The 16,866-nt window shown below is 58.0% G+C and carries 11 protein-coding genes; 6 read left to right on the top strand and 5 right to left on the bottom strand.

Annotated elements, in window-relative coordinates:
- Window positions 1–234: 234 nt before the first annotated feature.
- Together prxU and N902_RS20110 are read right to left on the bottom strand one after the other, a co-directional pair.
- The gene (gene prxU / locus N902_RS20340) at window positions 235–936 is read right to left on the bottom strand and encodes a thioredoxin-dependent peroxiredoxin (protein WP_084287740.1); all 702 of its coding nucleotides are present in this window, start codon (window positions 934–936) and stop codon (window positions 235–237) included.
- Between the two features lie 350 nt (window positions 937–1,286).
- Entirely contained in the window at window positions 1,287–1,835 is a 549-nt protein-coding gene (locus N902_RS20110) for a NifB/NifX family molybdenum-iron cluster-binding protein (RefSeq protein WP_027369901.1), read from the bottom strand.
- A 125-nt stretch (window positions 1,836–1,960) separates the two neighbouring features.
- Here N902_RS20110 and N902_RS0104080 point away from each other — a divergent pair, with 125 nt between their 5' ends.
- Window positions 1,961–2,830, top strand: a complete 870-nt coding sequence (locus tag N902_RS0104080; protein ID WP_153304133.1) for a universal stress protein — start codon at window positions 1,961–1,963, stop codon at window positions 2,828–2,830.
- Window positions 2,827–4,356, top strand: coding sequence for a glycine betaine uptake BCCT transporter (locus tag N902_RS0104075; RefSeq protein ID WP_244147367.1), 1,530 nt, complete (start codon window positions 2,827–2,829; stop codon window positions 4,354–4,356). The genes N902_RS0104080 and N902_RS0104075 overlap by 4 nt, the downstream gene beginning before the upstream one ends.
- A gap of 418 nt (window positions 4,357–4,774) precedes the next feature.
- Here N902_RS0104075 and N902_RS0104070 read toward each other — a convergent pair whose 3' ends face one another.
- Window positions 4,775–6,073 (bottom strand): thiamine pyrophosphate-dependent enzyme, encoded by a 1,299-nt coding sequence (locus N902_RS0104070; RefSeq protein ID WP_027369898.1) that lies wholly within the window; start codon window positions 6,071–6,073, stop codon window positions 4,775–4,777.
- Window positions 6,066–7,202 (bottom strand): transketolase C-terminal domain-containing protein, encoded by a 1,137-nt coding sequence (locus N902_RS0104065; RefSeq protein WP_027369897.1) that lies wholly within the window; start codon window positions 7,200–7,202, stop codon window positions 6,066–6,068. The genes N902_RS0104070 and N902_RS0104065 overlap by 8 nt, the downstream gene beginning before the upstream one ends.
- A gap of 142 nt (window positions 7,203–7,344) precedes the next feature.
- Between N902_RS0104065 and N902_RS0104060 the strand changes: the two genes are divergently transcribed.
- A complete protein-coding gene (locus N902_RS0104060; RefSeq protein ID WP_027369896.1) occupies window positions 7,345–7,944 on the top strand; it encodes an FmdE family protein in 600 nt (199 codons plus the stop codon).
- Window positions 7,945–8,029: 85 nt separating this feature from the next.
- Here the strand turns inward: N902_RS0104060 and N902_RS0104055 are convergent, their stop codons facing one another.
- The gene (locus N902_RS0104055; protein ID WP_027369895.1) at window positions 8,030–8,644 is read right to left on the bottom strand and encodes an acetate uptake transporter; all 615 of its coding nucleotides are present in this window, start codon (window positions 8,642–8,644) and stop codon (window positions 8,030–8,032) included.
- 611 nt (window positions 8,645–9,255) lie between these two features.
- On the opposite strand from N902_RS0104055, the gene N902_RS18580 reads away from it, so the two are divergent.
- From N902_RS18580 to N902_RS0104035, 3 genes are all read left to right on the top strand, one after another.
- On the top strand, window positions 9,256–12,021 hold the full coding sequence (locus tag N902_RS18580) for a cache domain-containing protein (protein ID WP_051564257.1): 2,766 nt from the start codon (window positions 9,256–9,258) through the stop codon (window positions 12,019–12,021).
- A gap of 197 nt (window positions 12,022–12,218) precedes the next feature.
- On the top strand, window positions 12,219–14,126 hold the full coding sequence (locus tag N902_RS16300) for a sigma 54-interacting transcriptional regulator (protein WP_161635154.1): 1,908 nt from the start codon (window positions 12,219–12,221) through the stop codon (window positions 14,124–14,126).
- Between the two features lie 653 nt (window positions 14,127–14,779).
- On the top strand, window positions 14,780–16,687 hold the full coding sequence (locus N902_RS0104035) for a propionyl-CoA synthetase (RefSeq protein ID WP_027369894.1): 1,908 nt from the start codon (window positions 14,780–14,782) through the stop codon (window positions 16,685–16,687).
- Window positions 16,688–16,866 lie beyond the last annotated feature (179 nt).

The raw sequence follows: 16,866 nt of genomic DNA, 5'->3' as shown, positions 1-16,866 counted from the left end.
CAAGAACATATCTCTGGCTCTTCGACACAGGAAGTGGAATTGCCTGCATAAGAGTTTGCGAACTCCCAAAATCCCCAGGCTAGGTTGAAGAGCCGGAAAAAACAGGTTGCGGGGACAGCAAACGGGAGTGGACGTGCGGGGAAAGACCCAAGGAGAAGGTTGGGCGCAAGGAATGGGGGATGCGAACATCAAGCCCCGCGCACCGCAGGACCGCGGGGCTTGAGCCGGAATGACCTATTTCATTTCCTTCCAGACTTTGCCCACCAGGTCAGGTCCGGGCTTGAGGGTCTTCTTCCCCGGCTCCCAGTCCGCCGGGCAGACCTCCCTGCCCCCTGTCTGCCGGACATGCTGAAAGGCCCGGATCTGGCGCAGAGTTTCGCTCACATTCCTGCCGACCGGCGGGGACAAGACCTCCATGGCCTGGATCACCCCGTCCGGATCGATGAGGAACTTGCCCCGGATGTCCACGCCGGCCTCTTCATCGTAGACCCCGTAGACCTTGCCCAGGCGTCCGCCTCCGTCCGAGACCATAGGAAAGGGGATGCCGCCGTCAACCATGTGGGCCAGCTCGTTTTCGTCCCACATCTTGTGCACCACATTGCTGTCCACACTCACGGACATGACTTCAACACCCAGGTCCTGAAACTCTTTGTATTTACCAGCGACCGCTGATATCTCAGTCGGTCAGACAAAGGTAAAGTCCCCGGGATAAAAGCAGAGCACAACCCATTTGCCCAGGTGGTCTGAGAGCTTCACATTGATGAACTTGCCCTGCTGGTAGGCAGGAGCTTCAAAATCCGGAGCCTTGCCGCCAACTTTGGCTTGAACCATGCTTTCCTCCTTGTTGGTTTGTTCCTGTCCGACCGTCTTTTCAGGTTCCGATGCACCGACCACCCGCCCGGAAGGCTTGGCGCACCCTACTCCATCCTCACTCATATCTGCCTCCTTAGCCTGATCTGACGCGGGTATACCAGATCTTTTTTTTATTGACAATAATTATCATAGCTATAACTTGCCCTGGCCGCGACACCCTGCCCCAAGCTCCACCGCTCACCTTTTCTTGATTCCCCGCCGCTTCCGGTGAGCGCGCGTAAACGGTCAAGCCCCGCGCCAAAGTTCAGGGGGCCTTCCCCAGCGAGGCGGTGACCAGCCCTTCAACTTACAGTTGACGATGAGATCCGTATTGGGACTGATACGAAAGATAACCAAACAGCCGAATTAGGCCTTTAGCGCCACGCTGGTGAAGGCCCCACGAACGAATACGAATGGCAACGCGCATTGTTCGTCTATCCGCGTCCTTTTCCAGCACCTCCCTGCCCGCGCCCTCCTTGACCCGGGCCCCGGCCTTGAGCACCACCGCCGAGACCCTGTCCACCTTGCCCGGGACCTCGGCCTCGAGCACCTCCGCCCATGCCTCGTCCTCCCTGGTCCGGCCCGCGGCCCCGGCCTCCGCCGCCTCTGCCCATTCCCTGGCCGCCAGGGGCTTGGCCTCCGGAGGCCGTGGTGATAGGCTGGAGCTCGTTTTTTTCCCAGGCTTGAATCGCCTCCTGAACCGTCCCGGCTGAGCTGGAAAAGATGTGCAGCTGGGAGTGGCTCAGGGCCTGCATGGCCTTCGGCCCCACCTGGCCGGTAATCAGCACCTCGGCTGCTGAGGCACTTACAGCCTGGGCTGCCTGAATACCTGCTCCCTGGGCTGCGCTTTGGTTCTGCGAGTTATCCACAAAAGAGGCGGTCTTGGCATCCGTGTCGTAGATCACAAAACCGGAGCACCGCCCAAAACTTGGATCGAATGCATCCTGAAGGGTCTGTCCTTGGGCGCTTACAGCTATTTTCATTGTCTACCTCCCCATGGTACGGGTGATTGGTTTGTACTTAGAGTAAAGCTTTTAGAGATTGAAGAAAACCCTTTACGGAGCAGATTTTTCATCATGGTCATATTTCTACCTTCAAGGAAGGTTTTTTGCATAATGACTCAACCCGTTCCTGGCAGAACACTAGCGAGGACTCCATGCTCACCCATGTAGTTATTCCATTAAGCTTGAAGGAGTACGAGCAAAAGCTCATCTCCATGGGCCGCCTGTTGAAATATTTCGGGACCAAGAAGGCTTCCCTGATTCACGTCCGGTCCTCGAACAAGAAAGATACTGAACCCCAGGACCTGACAGAAAGGATCCGCTCCTATGCATCACATCTTCGAGGGCTTGGATTCGAGGTGGACATGTACTTCAAACAGGGCCATATCGCTTCCCAAATCCTGTCCATGGCCATGGAACTGGAAGCCGACTTCATCAGCATGTTCTGGGAGAGCAAAAGGTTTTTGCGCAAGGCCCTGCTGGGGAACATCGACGCAGATGTGATCCGCATGTCCGACCTTCCGGTTTTTGTCTACAAGCACTCGTTTTTCCTGGCCAAAGAACAGAAAATGAGTCAGGCCATGTACGCCACCAACTTTCGGATCACAGACAGCCATGTCATGCCCTACCTGACCAACCCGGACTTTTCCACCCAGGTCCTCTATATCCTGCATGTCGGCGACCGGGCTCCAGACCCGCAGGCGGAAGCACTGAGAAAGCAGCAGGTGCAGCAGAACCTGGGCCGGCTCAAGGCTGAATGCGAGCAGGCCTTTTATCGCATAGAGACACTAGACGTGGTCGGCCATCCGGGAAACAAGGTTGTGCACATGGCCAAACGGTACGGAGTGGATTTGCTTATCATCGGCAAATGCGACGAGCAAAGTTCATTTGAACAGATCATGGGCTCCACGGCCCAGCTCATTGCAGACAAGGCCAACTGTTCAATATTTATCGTTCCTGGAGCGCAGCGGCAATGAATATGCAACTCTTCTCTGCGGGACTGTGGAAACAACAGACCGTGTTCATAATCTCTCTGGTCATCGTTCTCAGTCTAGTCGGCCTCGGTGTGGTCAACCCGGCACTTCTGGAAAGATACTCCAGCCTCATCCATGAGTACATCATTGAGACCTTTGGCTGGGGGTACATGATCTCCGCCCTGGCCTTTCTTGTCTTCAACATCTGGTTCGCGCTGAGCAAGTACGGGAACATCCGCCTGGGTAAAGACAGCGAAAAGCCGCAGTATTCATATTTTGGCTGGTTCAGCATGCTCTTTGCGGCCGGCATGGGCATAGGGCTCATCTTCTGGGGGGTGGCCGAACCCATGAGCCATTACCTCAATCCCCCTGAATACCTTGCCGGCCAGTCGGATGGAGCCGCCAAGTTCGCCATGAAGTACAGCTTCTTTCACTGGGGGGTTCACCCCTGGGCTGTCTACATCACCATGAGCCTGGCCATCGCCTACTTTTCCTTTCGCCGGGGGATGCCACCTCTGATCTCCAGCTGCTTTTATCCCCTGATCGGAGAACGGATTTACGGTGTCTTCGGCTACTGCATTGATATCCTGGCCGTCTTTGCCACCGTATTCGGGATCGTCACCTCCCTCGGACTGGGGGCGATGCAGATCACGACCGGCCTGGGCGAAGTCTTCCATTTCCGCCCCGATTTCCAGGCCCAGGTCACTGTCATTGCCGTGGTCACGGTCCTGTTCATGATCTCCAGCATGACCGGCCTGGACAAGGGGATTCAAATCCTGAGCAAGACCAATATCCTGCTGGCAGTGACCCTTCTCGGCTTCATGCTCCTGGTTGGGCCAACAGCCTATATCCTGAATGTGTTTACCAACACCGTGGCCGACTATCTCTCCGGCCTGTTCAATATGAGCCTGTCCACCAACCCCTTTCAGGGCTATGCCTGGACCCAGTCCTGGACCATATTCTACTGGGCCTGGTGGATAGCCTGGTCCCCCTTTGTCGGTCTTTTTGTGGCCAGCATTTCCCGGGGCCGGACCATCAGGGAGTTTATCCTCGGCGCCCTTCTGGTCCCCACTCTGCTCACTTTTTTGTGGTTCAGCGTCTTCGGCGGAGCGGCATTCTTTCTGGAGATTCAAGAGGGCGCGCACATAGCCAAGGCCGTGTCCGAGAACATCTCCGTCGGCATGTTCCGTCTGTATGCCCACTATCCCTTCAGCACCCTGCTGACCCTGATCACCATCCTCCTGCTGGCCGTCTTTTTCGTTACCTCCGCTGACTCGGCAACCTATGTCCTGTCCATGATGACCTCGCAGGGCAACCTGTATCCCTCCCCGGCCAAAAAGATCGTCTGGGGGCTCATGGTCTCTGCAACAGCCGTCATCCTCCTCTACTCCGGGGGGCTGGAGGCCCTGCAGAAGATGGCCATTGCCGCTGCTCTGCCCTTTACCGTGATCATGCTCTTTCTGTGCCGCAGCCTGGTCAAGGGCCTGCGCTATGAATTCAAGTACCTGCGGGACAGCAGCCAAGAATGACTGACGCGGCCCTGCCTGTGGATGTGAACATTTTGGGCCCTTGGACACAGGGAGTTGCATTGTATGAAAGACTGTTATTAGTTATCAGGATCCGATTGGGTAACCACTCCCAGTCGGTATCGGGATCGGTATCGAAATCGTTTGTATGCTTCGTTAGCGCAAGCGTGCCTGCGCCTTGGCAGGCATGTGGGCTAGTAGTCCCGCCTATGGCTGGACTCGCGCTATGTCCGCAAGCGGGAATTTCTTTCCCGCGCAGCTTCAGTGCAGCGCGCAAAAAGCAAACAACTTTTAATTATAGCTCCCACGCAGAGCGTGGGAACGATAAAAGCGATAAACAAGAAATCAATGAGTTACAGCAAAATGTCGCTGGAGTGATAAGAGTTTGCCGTCTCTTCTGGATGCAAAGAACCAAAGACCCTCATGCCGTGTACACCGCATCCACCACCTTCCGCGAGGCCTCTGCGATTTTGGGCGAAAAGCGCAGATCTATCGCCGCCTTGAGCATCTCTGTGCTGATCATTCGCTTCCGTTGGGCCATGACTGCCAGAGAGGCCAGGGCATGGTCCGCTTTGTGTATCCCTCTGGCCTTGAGATCCAGGTCCACGACCTCGGCTTGGGTGGGGGGGACCTCCAGATCCGGGACTGCCCGCAGAACGAGACTGCTCTCCGGGAGGGTGGCAAACACCTCTCTGCGCCGGACAACGCCTTCTTCGGCCAGGACCATGACCGCTGAGGGCCGGGAGAGTCCGGTGTAGTCGATGGCTTCCGGGGAAAGGATGACTTCACTCACCGAGTGCCCGGTGAGCACGGTAATCGGATAGTCGTTTTTCTGGCTGGCCTGCAGCCCTGCGCACATCCCGGCCAGGCCAGCGAGCTCCCCGGCTGTCACCACTCGTTGACCGGCCGCCCCCAGGATGAGCAGCCCCTGTTCCCTGTCCTGGGGAGCCGTGCAGATGGGGGCTACAGCCGGCGGCATCTCGGGGTCACTCTGCGGGCCGGTTCGCTCCCGCACCGCTTCCGTGTACTCCTGGCGCTCGTTGGCTGGAACCGTCCCGTTTGCTGCCGGCAGCCTGCTCAGCTCCCGGTCTATGACCTGCGGTGAGATCGTGTTTCGTTTCATGTACCTGCCGGGACAGACCCCCCAGATGTCCAGGGCCGCAAATCCTGGGTATCCCATGGCCCGGGTCACCGCCCGGCTCAGGTCCTTGGCATAGGCCGAGGTGCGGAGCACAAACGGGGCGCCCGCAGCCTCCAGGACCCGGCAGGCGTCCATAGGCCGCTCAACGCTATTTAAGAACCCGGATCCCACCGTGCTTTCCGCAGGTGTGGTGGCTGAGAACTGCCCTCCGGTCATCCCGAAGTTGAAGTTGTTCAAGATGAGCAGGGTCAGATCCACATTCCTCCGGCAGGCGGCCAACAGATGCGCGCCCCCTATGCCCAGCCCCCCGTCCCCCATGGTCACCACCACATGCAGATCAGGGCGGACCATCTTCAGGCCTGTGGCATAGGTCAGGGCCCTGCCGTGCAGCCCATGCAGGGCGTGGGTGTGGAAAAAGGTATCAAACAGCCCCGAACACCCGATATCACTGACCAGGACGATCTGGTTTCCGGACAGCCCCTGATCCTGGAACGACCGATCCAAGGCCTTGACCACCCGTTCGTGCGAGCACCCAGGGCAAAAAACAGGCGGGCGGCTGGTATTCAACAAGCTAGGCATGGGCCACCTCCAGAATCTGATCCGGGGTGAGCAGATTCCCATTCATCTGCCCCAGGGCTTGGACCTCCTTGCCCGGAAGGATGCGCTCTATCTCCCGTGCATACAGGCCGAGATTCATTTCCGGAACGATGACCCTGGACGCCGAACGGCATCTGGAGGCGATCTCCTCCTCCAGGACAGGCCATAAGGTCTTGAGGATCAAAAGGCCCACGGACCGCCCCTGATCGACCAGCCGTCTGTACGCGGCCAAGGCGGTCCGGGCCGTGACCCCGTAGGCCACGATGACCACATCCGCCTCACTGGGACCCCGGTAGGCAGAAAAGCTCATCTCCCGGACATGGGCATCTATCTTTTGCCTCAGACGGGTGTGCATGGCCTGGATCCGGGCTGGATCGACAGTGATGTATCCGTCCTCTCCATGGGTGGAGGACGTTTGCCGAACCAGGACCCGGGGATGTCCCAGGGGCAGGAACCCCGGGGGCTGCCCGGGGTGGGCGGCAAAGGGCAGAAAGTGCTCCTCCGGGGCATATACCCGGTCCTGGACCACCGGCCAGGAGACGGAATCCAGGTCCACGCTCTCCCTGGTCAGGGCGATCTCCTTGTTCGAGGCCACAAAAACAGGACACCGGAAGCGTTCGGCCAGGTTGAAGGCCTGCATGGTCAAGACAAAGGCGTCCCGGACATCGATTGGGCACAGGACGACAACCGGCAGCCCTCCGGAGCTGTTCCAGCGCATGAACTGCACGTCCCCGTCCGCCCCCTTGGTCGCCGAGCCGGTGGACGGCCCCAGGCGCTGGACATTGACGATCACCAAAGGGATCTCCGAGCCGGTGGCGAAGGAGAGATGCTCAGAATACAGGCTGATCCCGGGCCCGCTGGTTGCAGTCATGGCCTTGACCCCGGCCATGCTTGCCCCGATACAGGCCCCGATGGACGCGATCTCATCCTCCCCCTGCAGGACCTGTCCTCCGGCCCGGGGCAATATGTCCAGCATGGCATTGAAGACGCCGGTGGCCGGAGTGATCGGGTAGCCGGCAAAGTAGCGGCACCCGGAATAATAAGCGGCCCAGGCCACGGCCTCGTTGCCGTCCATGAACCGCAATGTCCTTGCTTTGTCCCCCACTGACATGGTCTCCCCCTTGCTTCCCTGCACCTTGTCCGCAGTTCCTACACATGCACCCCGCCCTTTGCAACCTTGTCAATCGCACTCGATTGAGATAAACTCCGTGTTACGATTTTTTAAATGATATGTACAGTACAGGAGGTTAGCCATGCCCACAGATATCGAATTCCCCGAGGACTTCATGCGCTGTGTCCATTTTCACGGCCATATATGCCCGGGGCTGTCCATCGGCTACCGGGCGGCGAAAGCAGGATTGGATCACTTGCGGACAAAGCGTTCAGAGGATGAGGAGCTGGTGGCCGTGGTAGAGACCGATGCCTGCGGGGTGGATGCAGTCCAGGTCCTGACTGGATGCACCTTTGGAAAGGGAAACTTTGTCTACAAAGACCACGGGAAACAGGCCTTCACCCTGATCGACAGAAACAGCGGACAGGGCATCCGCCTGTGCATGCGCCCGGACGGCTTTGCTCCCAAGGGCCGGCATCAGGAGTTGATGTCCAAGGTTATGCAGGGTCAGGCCACAGAGGACGAGGAACAGGAGTTCGCAGGCCTGCATCAGGAGGCGAGCAGGCAGGTCGTGGACATGCCTCTGGATGAGCTGTTTGAGATCCAGGCTGGGGCGTTTGCTGTCCCGGACAGAGCCAGAATCGATCAGTCCGAGTGCTGCGCGAGGTGCGGAGAGCCGGTAATGCGCTCAAAGATGGTCCAGGCCGATGAGCGGCTCCTTTGTCAGGCCTGTGCCGGGTGATTGGCTTACAAGAACAGAGCCCGCAGCTTGAACAAGCTGCGGGCTTCTTTGACCGCATAAAGAGCCGGAATGCGACCTTTTAATGCTAGGCACTCTCCGCCGCTCCGGCAATAACCTGTTGCTTGGCCTTGCTGTTTCCGCCCACAACCGGCTGCCCGACAGGCAGGATATCCTTGCCGTAGACCTGGAACAGGATCGCGTGGGCCATCATGTACCAGGCGTTCAGGGCGCAAAAAATGAGCACGATGGCTGCGAGGGTGGTCATCCCCGGCATTCCGAAGTGGGCCAGGTCCAGGAGGATGAATCCGGCCAGAAGCAGGGTGAATGTGGAGGCCATGGCCAGATGAATGCGCAGGGCCCCGACCCATAAAATGGCCGTATACAGGGTCCAGACCACCAGGAACCAGCCTATATCTGTGGTGGAGGATGCGTATATCCCGGCGTGATTCATGAGCAGAATCACGCTCAAAGCGATCCAGAAGGCTCCATAGGAGCAAAACGCACTGTATCCGAAATTGTTTCCGGCCTTAAACTCCTGGTACCCGGCCACAAGCTGGGTCAGCCCGCCGAAAACAAGCCCCAGGGCCACAATAGGCCCAACCCCGCACCATCCGAGATTGTGAAATTGCAGAATCAGTGTGGTCAGACCAAAGCCGGCCAGCCCGACGACCGCAGGGTTACCAGTTGTAGAATCGGCCATTGTCTCCCTCCTTTTGCAGAACCAAACACATTTTGTTTCCAGTCGAACCTGTGCTAGTCTGAGGCAAGGGATGTGCCATTGTGCCACAAATGCTCCACCACCCTGATTTTATTTCTAAAAACATCCAAAAAAACACTCAGCTGGGTCATCTCCGATTCAGCCGATGGGGTAGCTGCATCTCATCCACTTTATAACCCACTGAAACATAAAGATTTTACCTTTGGGTCACCTGCGCCCCAAACTGGGATTCTCTGTACAGGAGAGATGCCAGGCCTTCAGAGACTCGATGAGAAGGCCCTTGAAAACATCGGCTCTTCGACACAGAAAGTGGAATTGCATACATAAGAGTTTGCCGTCTCTTCTGTGTGCCGTGAGCGGCAGGCCCGCACATTTTCTTGGCCCCGCCACCCGGCACTCACATGCATGATATGCTCAGTCCATCTGAAAGCAATGTCCAGCATGTGAGTGCCTGGAGGGGGCAGGGATCCCCCTTTGGCGGGGCTTAGAAAATACCGGGCCGAAAGTGGGCTCACAGAAGAGATGGCAAACTCCAAAAATCCACAGGCTATGTCGAAAAACCGAAAACATCCGTCTGGACAAGGACAAGGACCATGAACCTTTGGCAGCGGTTCACAGATCTGCGCATCCGGCATAAACTCCTGCTGGTCTATTCCCTGCTGTTCGCTCTGGCCTTCAGCCTGGCCGGAGGCCTAATGATCGTATTCGTCAAAAACCACATTCAGCACAGCATTGAACAGGAGCTGAGAAACACCACCCAGACCCTGCTGCACATTGTCGGCAACTCCGCAGACCTGTCCATAAAAAACCACCTCCGGGCCGTGGCCGAAAAGAACAGGGAAATTGCCGCCTATTTCCACTCCCAATACACCCAGGGGGCCATGTCCGAGTCCGAAGCTAAGCAGCGAACCAGGGAAGTGTTTCGCTCCCAGCATATCGGCAGCACGGGATATTTGTACTGCCTGAACAGCGACGGCAATATCGTCATGCACAAGTATGACGGCCTGATTGGGGCAGACCTCTCCAGCTACAGCTTCATCCAGAGACAGCTGAAAATGCGCGAGGGGTACCTGGAGTACTCCTGGCGCAACCCAGAGGAAGACACGACCAGACCCAAGGCTTTGTACATGACCGAGTTCAAGCCCTGGGACTGGATTATCTCCGCCTCCTCCTACCGTACCGAGTTCAATGAGCTGATAAGCGTCAAGGACTTGAAGAAAAGCATCCTCTCCTTGAGCTTTGGCCAAAGCGGGTACTCCTTTGTCTTAAACGAAGAAGGGGATCTGCTTATCCATCCCGCGTACCAGGGCAAGAACATTTTAAAGCTCATGCCTGAGGAGGGCGGCCAGGACCTTCGGCGCATGCTCCGCGAGGAAAGCGGGACCATTGTCTATTCCTGGCGCAATCCGGGAGAGGAAAGACTGCGGCGCAAAATGGTCATCTTCCAGGCCATTCCTGAGTTCGACTGGGTGGTGGCCTCTTCCCTGTATCTGGACGAGTTCTACGCACCCCTGACCACCGTGGGCCAGATCATTACCGGCATCATGGCCCTGGTCCTTATCCTGGTCATCCCCATCACCTGGTCCATAAGCGCCACGATCACCAATCCCATCCGGGACCTGATGCACAGGTTTTCCAAGGGGGCCACCGGGGACGATACAGTGCGCATGCCGGTCACCTCCCGGGACGAAGTCGGCATCCTGGGGGAATATTTCAACACCTTCATGGACCACCTCCAGGCCTCCAGGCAGAGTCTGAAGGCGGAGATCGCGGATCGCAAAAAGGCCGAGGACTTCATCCGCAGAAGCGAAACCAAATACAGGGAACTGGTCCAGAACGCGAACAGCATCATTCTCCGGGTGGACACCGAAGGCAGGATCACTTTTTTTAACGAATTCGCTCAAAACCTGTTCGGGTATACAGAGGAAGAGATCCTGGGCCGCAAGAGCCTGGAGGTGTTCGTGCCCCGCGTGGACTCCACCGGACGCAGAATGCAGGATCTCCTGGACCGGGCGGCGCAGAATCCGGAGAGCTATCTGTACTATGAGACCGAGGCCATCCGCCGGAACGGGGAACGGATTTGGGTGGCCTGGACCAACAAGGCAGTCCGGGACAGCCGGGGCCGAATCGTCGAGTACCTTTGCGTGGGACACGACATTACCCAATCCCGGGAGAATGAACAGGAGATGGCCAGCATGCGCCAGTTTCTGCGCCACATTGTGGATTCCATGCCCTCGGCCCTGTTCAGCGTGGACCTGAGCCATCACATCACCCAGTGGAACCAGGAGGCCGCTCGTCTCACGGGCATTGATCCGGAAGAAGCCCTGGGCCGGCCCATGTCCCGGACCATCCCCCAGATCGGGGAATACAAGGATATGCTCCGGGCTGCGGTGGAGCAGAACAAACCCAGGACCAGGCAGAAGATTGCTCTCAGCTTCGGCCAGCAGGTCCGGTACATGGATATCATGGTCTATCCCGTGACCCTGGAAGCCTTTCAGGGTGCGGTCATCCGCCTGGACGACGTCACCTCCAGGGTCCGCATGGAAGAAGTCATGGTCCAGACCGAGAAGATGATGTCCGTCGGCGGGCTGGCCGCAGGCATGGCTCATGAAATCAACAATCCCTTGGGCGGGATTTTGCAGAACACCCAGAACATTATCCGCCGCCTTTCCCCGTCCCTGGCGGCGAATACGGCCGCAGCCGAGTCCCTGGGCCTTGACCTGAATCTGGTCACGGAATATATGGAACAACGCAAAATCCTGCACTTTATTACCAGGATCAAGGAGTCCGGAGAGCGGGCGGCTAAGATCGTGGACAACATGCTCACTTTCAGCCGAAACAACGAGCGGAAGAAAGAGATCGTGGACCTGCGGGACGTGATCAATAAGACCGTGGAGCTGGCCGCTCACGACTATGATCTAAAAAAGAAATACGATTTCAGAAACATACAAATAGTTCGCTACTTTGCCGACAACGTCCCCCGGGTCATGTGCGTGGGCACTGAAATCGAGCAGGTCCTGCTCAACCTGCTGCGCAACGCGGCCCAGGCCATGGCCGAAGGCAAAAAGGGCGGCACCCAGTCCAGGATCGTGCTCCAGCTGTTTCAGGAAGGCAGCTGGACGGTGCTCACCGTGGAAGACAACGGGCCGGGGATTGAGGAAGAGATTCGAAAACGGATCTTTGAGCCCTTTTTCACCACCAAAGGTGTGGGAGTGGGCACCGGGCTGGGCCTCTCAGTGGCCTATTTTATCGTCACCAACAATCACAAGGGCTGCATGACGGTCCATTCCGCGCCCACAAAAGGCACCAAGTTCGTCATTCGCCTGCCCGGTCAGCGACACGAGTTCGCCGGGCTGTAGGTCCGGTCCCTCAGACTATATGGATATATGCACAATACAAGAGATTCTTCAGTCGCTAGGATCCTTCTAAATGACAAAAGGGGGTCACCGAAACCACCCGGCAGGCCGCCATTTTTCTGTTTGTCATTCGTAAGCGAGTCTGCGAGCGAAGAACTCTTCAGCTTTGAACCCGTGAACAGGCGCCCATGGAGGATAACGTGACCAGCACTGCTCCACAGCCGGCAACCCTCTTGATTATCGACGACGACCCTGTGGTCCGGGAAAGCGTCGCCGTATACCTGGAAGACAGCGGGTTCACAGTCCTGGAGGCCGAAGACGGCTTCCAGGGCCTGGAGCTTTTCCGGAAGGACAGGCCGGACGTTCTCCTCCTGGACCTGCGCATGCCCGGCCTGGACGGCTTGGACGTCCTGGCCGAAGTGACCCGGGAGGACGACAACGTTCCGGTCATCGTCATCACCGGGGTGGGAGTCCTTCAGGATGCAGTAACCGCCATCCGTCACGGGGCGTTCGACTTTGTGACCAAGCCGATTTCCGATCTCTCTGTCTTGGAGCACTCGGTGGAAAACGCCCTGCGCCAGACCCGGTTGAAACGGGAGAATGAGAACTACCGGGCCCGTTTGGAACAGGAGGTGGGACACAAGAGCCAGAGCCTGGAAGAGCGGACCAGGGAGCTGGAAGCCGCCAACCAGCAGCTGACCATGGAAATGGTCGAGCGCAAGCGTTCAGAAGAGGCCTACCGGCGCAGCGAGAGCCAGCTCAGGGAAATCATCAGCTTTTTTGAAGGCTTCATTTTTACCTGCACCCCGGAAGGCCGGATAGATTTTGTCAACGACAAGCTCCAGGAGCACATCGGGGCAGATCCCAGCCAGGATCTTTGCCACGCAGTTATTTGCGGCCGAGAGGAACCCTGCTCCTGGTGCCGAATGGATCTGGCCAGACAGGGGCAGACTGTGCGGACCGAGTTTTTCAACCCCCGGGACGAGCGGTGGTACTATGTGATTCACTCTCCGATGTACGACAATCAGGGCCAGGTGCATAAATGCCAGACCATTATGGTCGACATCACTGAGCGCAAGCAGACTGAGGACAGCCTGAAGCAAAGCGAGGCAAAATGGCGAAAGCAAAGCGAGAGGCTGCAGTCCTTTATGCGCGGGTCCGACCGCTTCATGGGCATCGTGGGCAAGAGCCGGGCCATGCAAACGGTCTTCGAGTCCATGCTTCAGGCCGCGAACTCCCAGGCCCACGTCATCATTTACGGCGAGTCTGGAACCGGCAAAGAGGTGGTGGCCCACACCATCCACACCTTAAGTGAACGGGGAGAACGTCCCTTCATCACCGTACACTGCGGAGCGATCCCGGAAAATCTGATCGAAAGCGAGTTCTTCGGCTACGTCAAAGGGGCGTTTACCGGGGCCCAGGCGGATAAGCCCGGCTATCTGGATGCAGCCCACGGGGGGACCCTGTTCATGGACGAGATCGGGGAGCTCAGTTTGAACATGCAGGTCAAGCTCCTGCGGGCCATTGAAGGCCAGGGCTATACCCCCCTCGGGGGCCGGGAGGCAAAGCACGCCGACATCCGGATCATTGCCGCAACCAACAAGGACCTGAGCCAACTGATGCAGTCCGGGGAGATGCGCAAAGACTTCTTCTACCGCATCCACATCATCCCCATCACTCTCCCCCCCCTTCGCGAGCGGACCGACGACATTCCCCTGCTTATCCATCATTTCCTGCAGCAAAGCAGCACCCAGGGGCAGCCCGCCACCCTGCCCAAGAACATCATGCAGGCCATGTCCAGCTATCACTGGCCGGGCAACGTTCGAGAGCTGCAAAACACCATCCACCGCTACCTGGCCTTCGGCCGCATCGATTTTCTCAGCCCCCGGGAGGGAGACAACGGGGACCAGCTTTCAAGGAAGCATCACGACCTTGACCAATACGGCAATCACCCTCCCACTCTGTATGAGGTCCTCCAGGCCAGGGAGAAGGAATACATCGAGCAGCTCCTCCAGGCCTATAAGTGGCATCGATCCAGGGTGGCCGAGATCCTCGGGGTTGACCGGCGGACGCTCTTTAGAAAGATGAAGAGCCACGGCCTGGACTAAAGACCTTGCCCCAGGAGCCGCACATTCGGCACGCGGGGCTGGACTTCGCACTGGACGCGTTCAGGATGCCTGTTTCGGCCGCTTTATGTCCCGGCAAAAAGTGGGTCTGGAAAGACCCCGGGATGCCGGCTGTGAGGACCTGCTGGTCGAGGCCGGCCTGCTGGATGCAGCCCCAAGCCCCTCCCTTGACCGGACTGCCAAAAGTCGTCTTGCGTTTATTTGATATAAAATCCAGGATATAACACTTGCATTTTACCGGCCTCTGACCTCTGATCACTGACCTCTGGCGAGTGCAAATACAGATTGTGCACTCGCATCCTCCCTTGGCTTACATGCCACATCCTTCCCTTTTTGAGACATTCATACCCCAAGGACGGGAAAGCGCTTGTCCCGCGCCCTGCCAGGTGCAGGTCCTTTCGCCGAGACATCCATGCCTCAGAACCCGGACGTCCTGCACCACACCCTTGCAGAATATTAACCATTTGATTTTATATTTTATTTTTGAGATAAACAGTATTTGGAACACTCCTTGCTTAAGGTGGTGGCAGAAACATGCTCATCACAGGTTATACCCCGATGCTGCGGCAAAATGCTGTATGCCGTCCGTATTGCACCAGGGACCGAACAACCCATAGGCTCAAGGAGGAAACGACATGTCAAATGCCTATGATCAGGCGTTCCAACGTTCTGTTCAGGATCCGGAAGGGTTCTGGGGGGAACTGGCCGAAGACATCCACTGGTTCAAGCGCTGGGATAAGGTTCTGGACGATTCCAACAAGCCTTTCTACCGCTGGTTTGTCGGCGGGGAAATGAACACCTGCTACAACGGGCTCGACCTGCACGTGGACAACGGACGCGGCGATCAGGTCGCCTTTATCCACGACAGCCCGGTAACCGAGTCCATCACCAAGTTCACCTACCGCGAGCTCCGGGACCTGACCGCCAAATTCGCCGGTGTGCTGGCCGACCTGGGGGTGACCAAGGGGGACCGGGTCATCATTTACATGCCCATGATCCCAGAGGCCTGCATCGCCATGTTTGCCTGCGCTCGTCTGGGGGCCATCCACTCCGTGGTTTTCGGCGGATTTGCTGCCAACGAGCTGGCCACCCGCATCGACGACGCCAAGCCCAAAGTCCTGGTTTCCGCCTCATGCGGGATCGAGGTGAACAGAGTGATCAAGTACAAGCCCCTTCTGGACAAGGCCATTGATCTCTCCACCCACAAGCCGGACAACTGTGTCATTTACCAGCGGCGCATGGAAAAGGCCGAGCTCAAGCCCGGCCGGGACGTGGACTGGAACGAGGCCATGGACAAGGCCCAGCCCCGGGACTGCGTGCCGGTCAAGGCCACGGATCCTTTGTACATCCTGTACACCTCCGGGACGACCGGACAGCCCAAGGGCGTGGTTCGAGACAACGGCGGACACGCCGTAGCCCTGAAATGGACCATGAAGTCCATCTACAACGTGGATGCCGGCGATGTCTTCTGGGCCGCCTCGGACATCGGCTGGGTGGTCGGCCACTCCTACATCATCTACGCTCCGCTGTTTAAAGGCTGCACCAGCATCATGTACGAAGGCAAGCCTGTGGGCACGCCGGATGCGGGTGCCTTTTGGCGGGTCATCTCAGAGCACAAGGTTCGGTCCATGTTCACCGCGCCGACCGCCTTCCGGGCCATCAAGCAGCGCGACCCCAAAGCCGAACTGCTCAAGAATTACGATCTCTCCAACTTTGAAATCCTCTTCCTGGCCGGAGAGCGCACCGATCCGGATACCCTGCACTGGGCGGAGGACAAGCTCCAGGTTCCGGTCATCGACCACTGGTGGCAGACCGAGACGGCCTGGGCCATTGCCGCCAACTGCATGGGCCTGCATCAGTTCCCGGTCAAGCCCGGATCGCCGACCAAGCCTGTACCCGGCTGGGATCTGCATGTTTTGGATTCGGACAACACCGAGCTGCCCCCTGGCGAGATCGGCACTCTGGCCGTCAAGCTCCCTCTGCCGCCTGGGGCCCTGCCCACCCTGTGGGAGAACGACCAGGGCTTTGTCCAGAAATACCTCTCTGAGTTCCCCGGATACTATACAACGGCTGATGCCGGATATATGGACGATGAAAAGTACGTCTTCGTCATGTCCAGGACCGACGACATCATCAATGTGGCCGGCCATCGCCTGTCCACCGGCGCCATCGAAGAGGTTTTGTCCGAGCATCCGGACGTGGCCGAGTGCGCCGTGGTTGGAGTGGACGACGCCCTGAAGGGCCAGATCCCGGTGGGCTTCGTGGTCTTAAGCGCAGGGGTGAATCGGGACGAAGCGGACATCGAGCAGGAATGCGTGCAGCTGGTCCGGGACAGGATCGGCCCGGTGGCCGCGTTCAAGCATGCCACTGTGGTCCAGCGCCTGCCCAAGACCCGGTCGGGCAAGGTGCTGCGGGGGACGATCCAGAAGATCGCGGACAACAAGGAGTACAAGGTCCCGGCCACCATCGACGATCCTGACATCCTGGGCGAGATGGAGGAAAGCCTGGCCAAAATGGGCTACGGCAAGGGCAAAACCAGCTAAATCGCAAGGATGCCCTCATCCGGGCCGCGGACAGCTCTATTCCGCTATCCGGGTGAGGTGTTTATAAGGGAAGTGCAGCAGGGCTTTCCCATGCGCTTCCCCAGCAAGGAGGGGCACATCCTGACAAACAAGGCCCGGCGCGATCGCGCCGGGCCTTGTTTGTCAGCTCCTATCTGTAC

Source organism: Desulfovermiculus halophilus DSM 18834 (assembly GCF_000620765.1).
GTDB classification, from domain to species: Bacteria; Desulfobacterota; Desulfovibrionia; order Desulfovibrionales; family Desulfothermaceae; genus Desulfovermiculus; species Desulfovermiculus halophilus.
This window is presented reverse-complemented; position numbering and strand designations above follow the sequence as displayed.

Coding starts and splice junctions, on each gene's coding strand:
- N902_RS20110 (WP_027369901.1), bottom strand. CDS start 1,835: ATGAAAATAGCTGTAAGCGCCCAAGGACAGACCCTTCAGGATGCATTC.
- N902_RS0104075 (WP_244147367.1), top strand. CDS start 2,827: ATGAATATGCAACTCTTCTCTGCGGGACTGTGGAAACAACAGACCGTG.
- N902_RS0104070 (WP_027369898.1), bottom strand. CDS start 6,073: ATGCCTAGCTTGTTGAATACCAGCCGCCCGCCTGTTTTTTGCCCTGGG.
- N902_RS0104065 (WP_027369897.1), bottom strand. CDS start 7,202: ATGTCAGTGGGGGACAAAGCAAGGACATTGCGGTTCATGGACGGCAAC.
- N902_RS0104060 (WP_027369896.1), top strand. CDS start 7,345: ATGCCCACAGATATCGAATTCCCCGAGGACTTCATGCGCTGTGTCCAT.
- N902_RS0104055 (WP_027369895.1), bottom strand. CDS start 8,644: ATGGCCGATTCTACAACTGGTAACCCTGCGGTCGTCGGGCTGGCCGGC.
- N902_RS18580 (WP_051564257.1), top strand. CDS start 9,256: ATGAACCTTTGGCAGCGGTTCACAGATCTGCGCATCCGGCATAAACTC.
- N902_RS0104035 (WP_027369894.1), top strand. CDS start 14,780: ATGTCAAATGCCTATGATCAGGCGTTCCAACGTTCTGTTCAGGATCCG.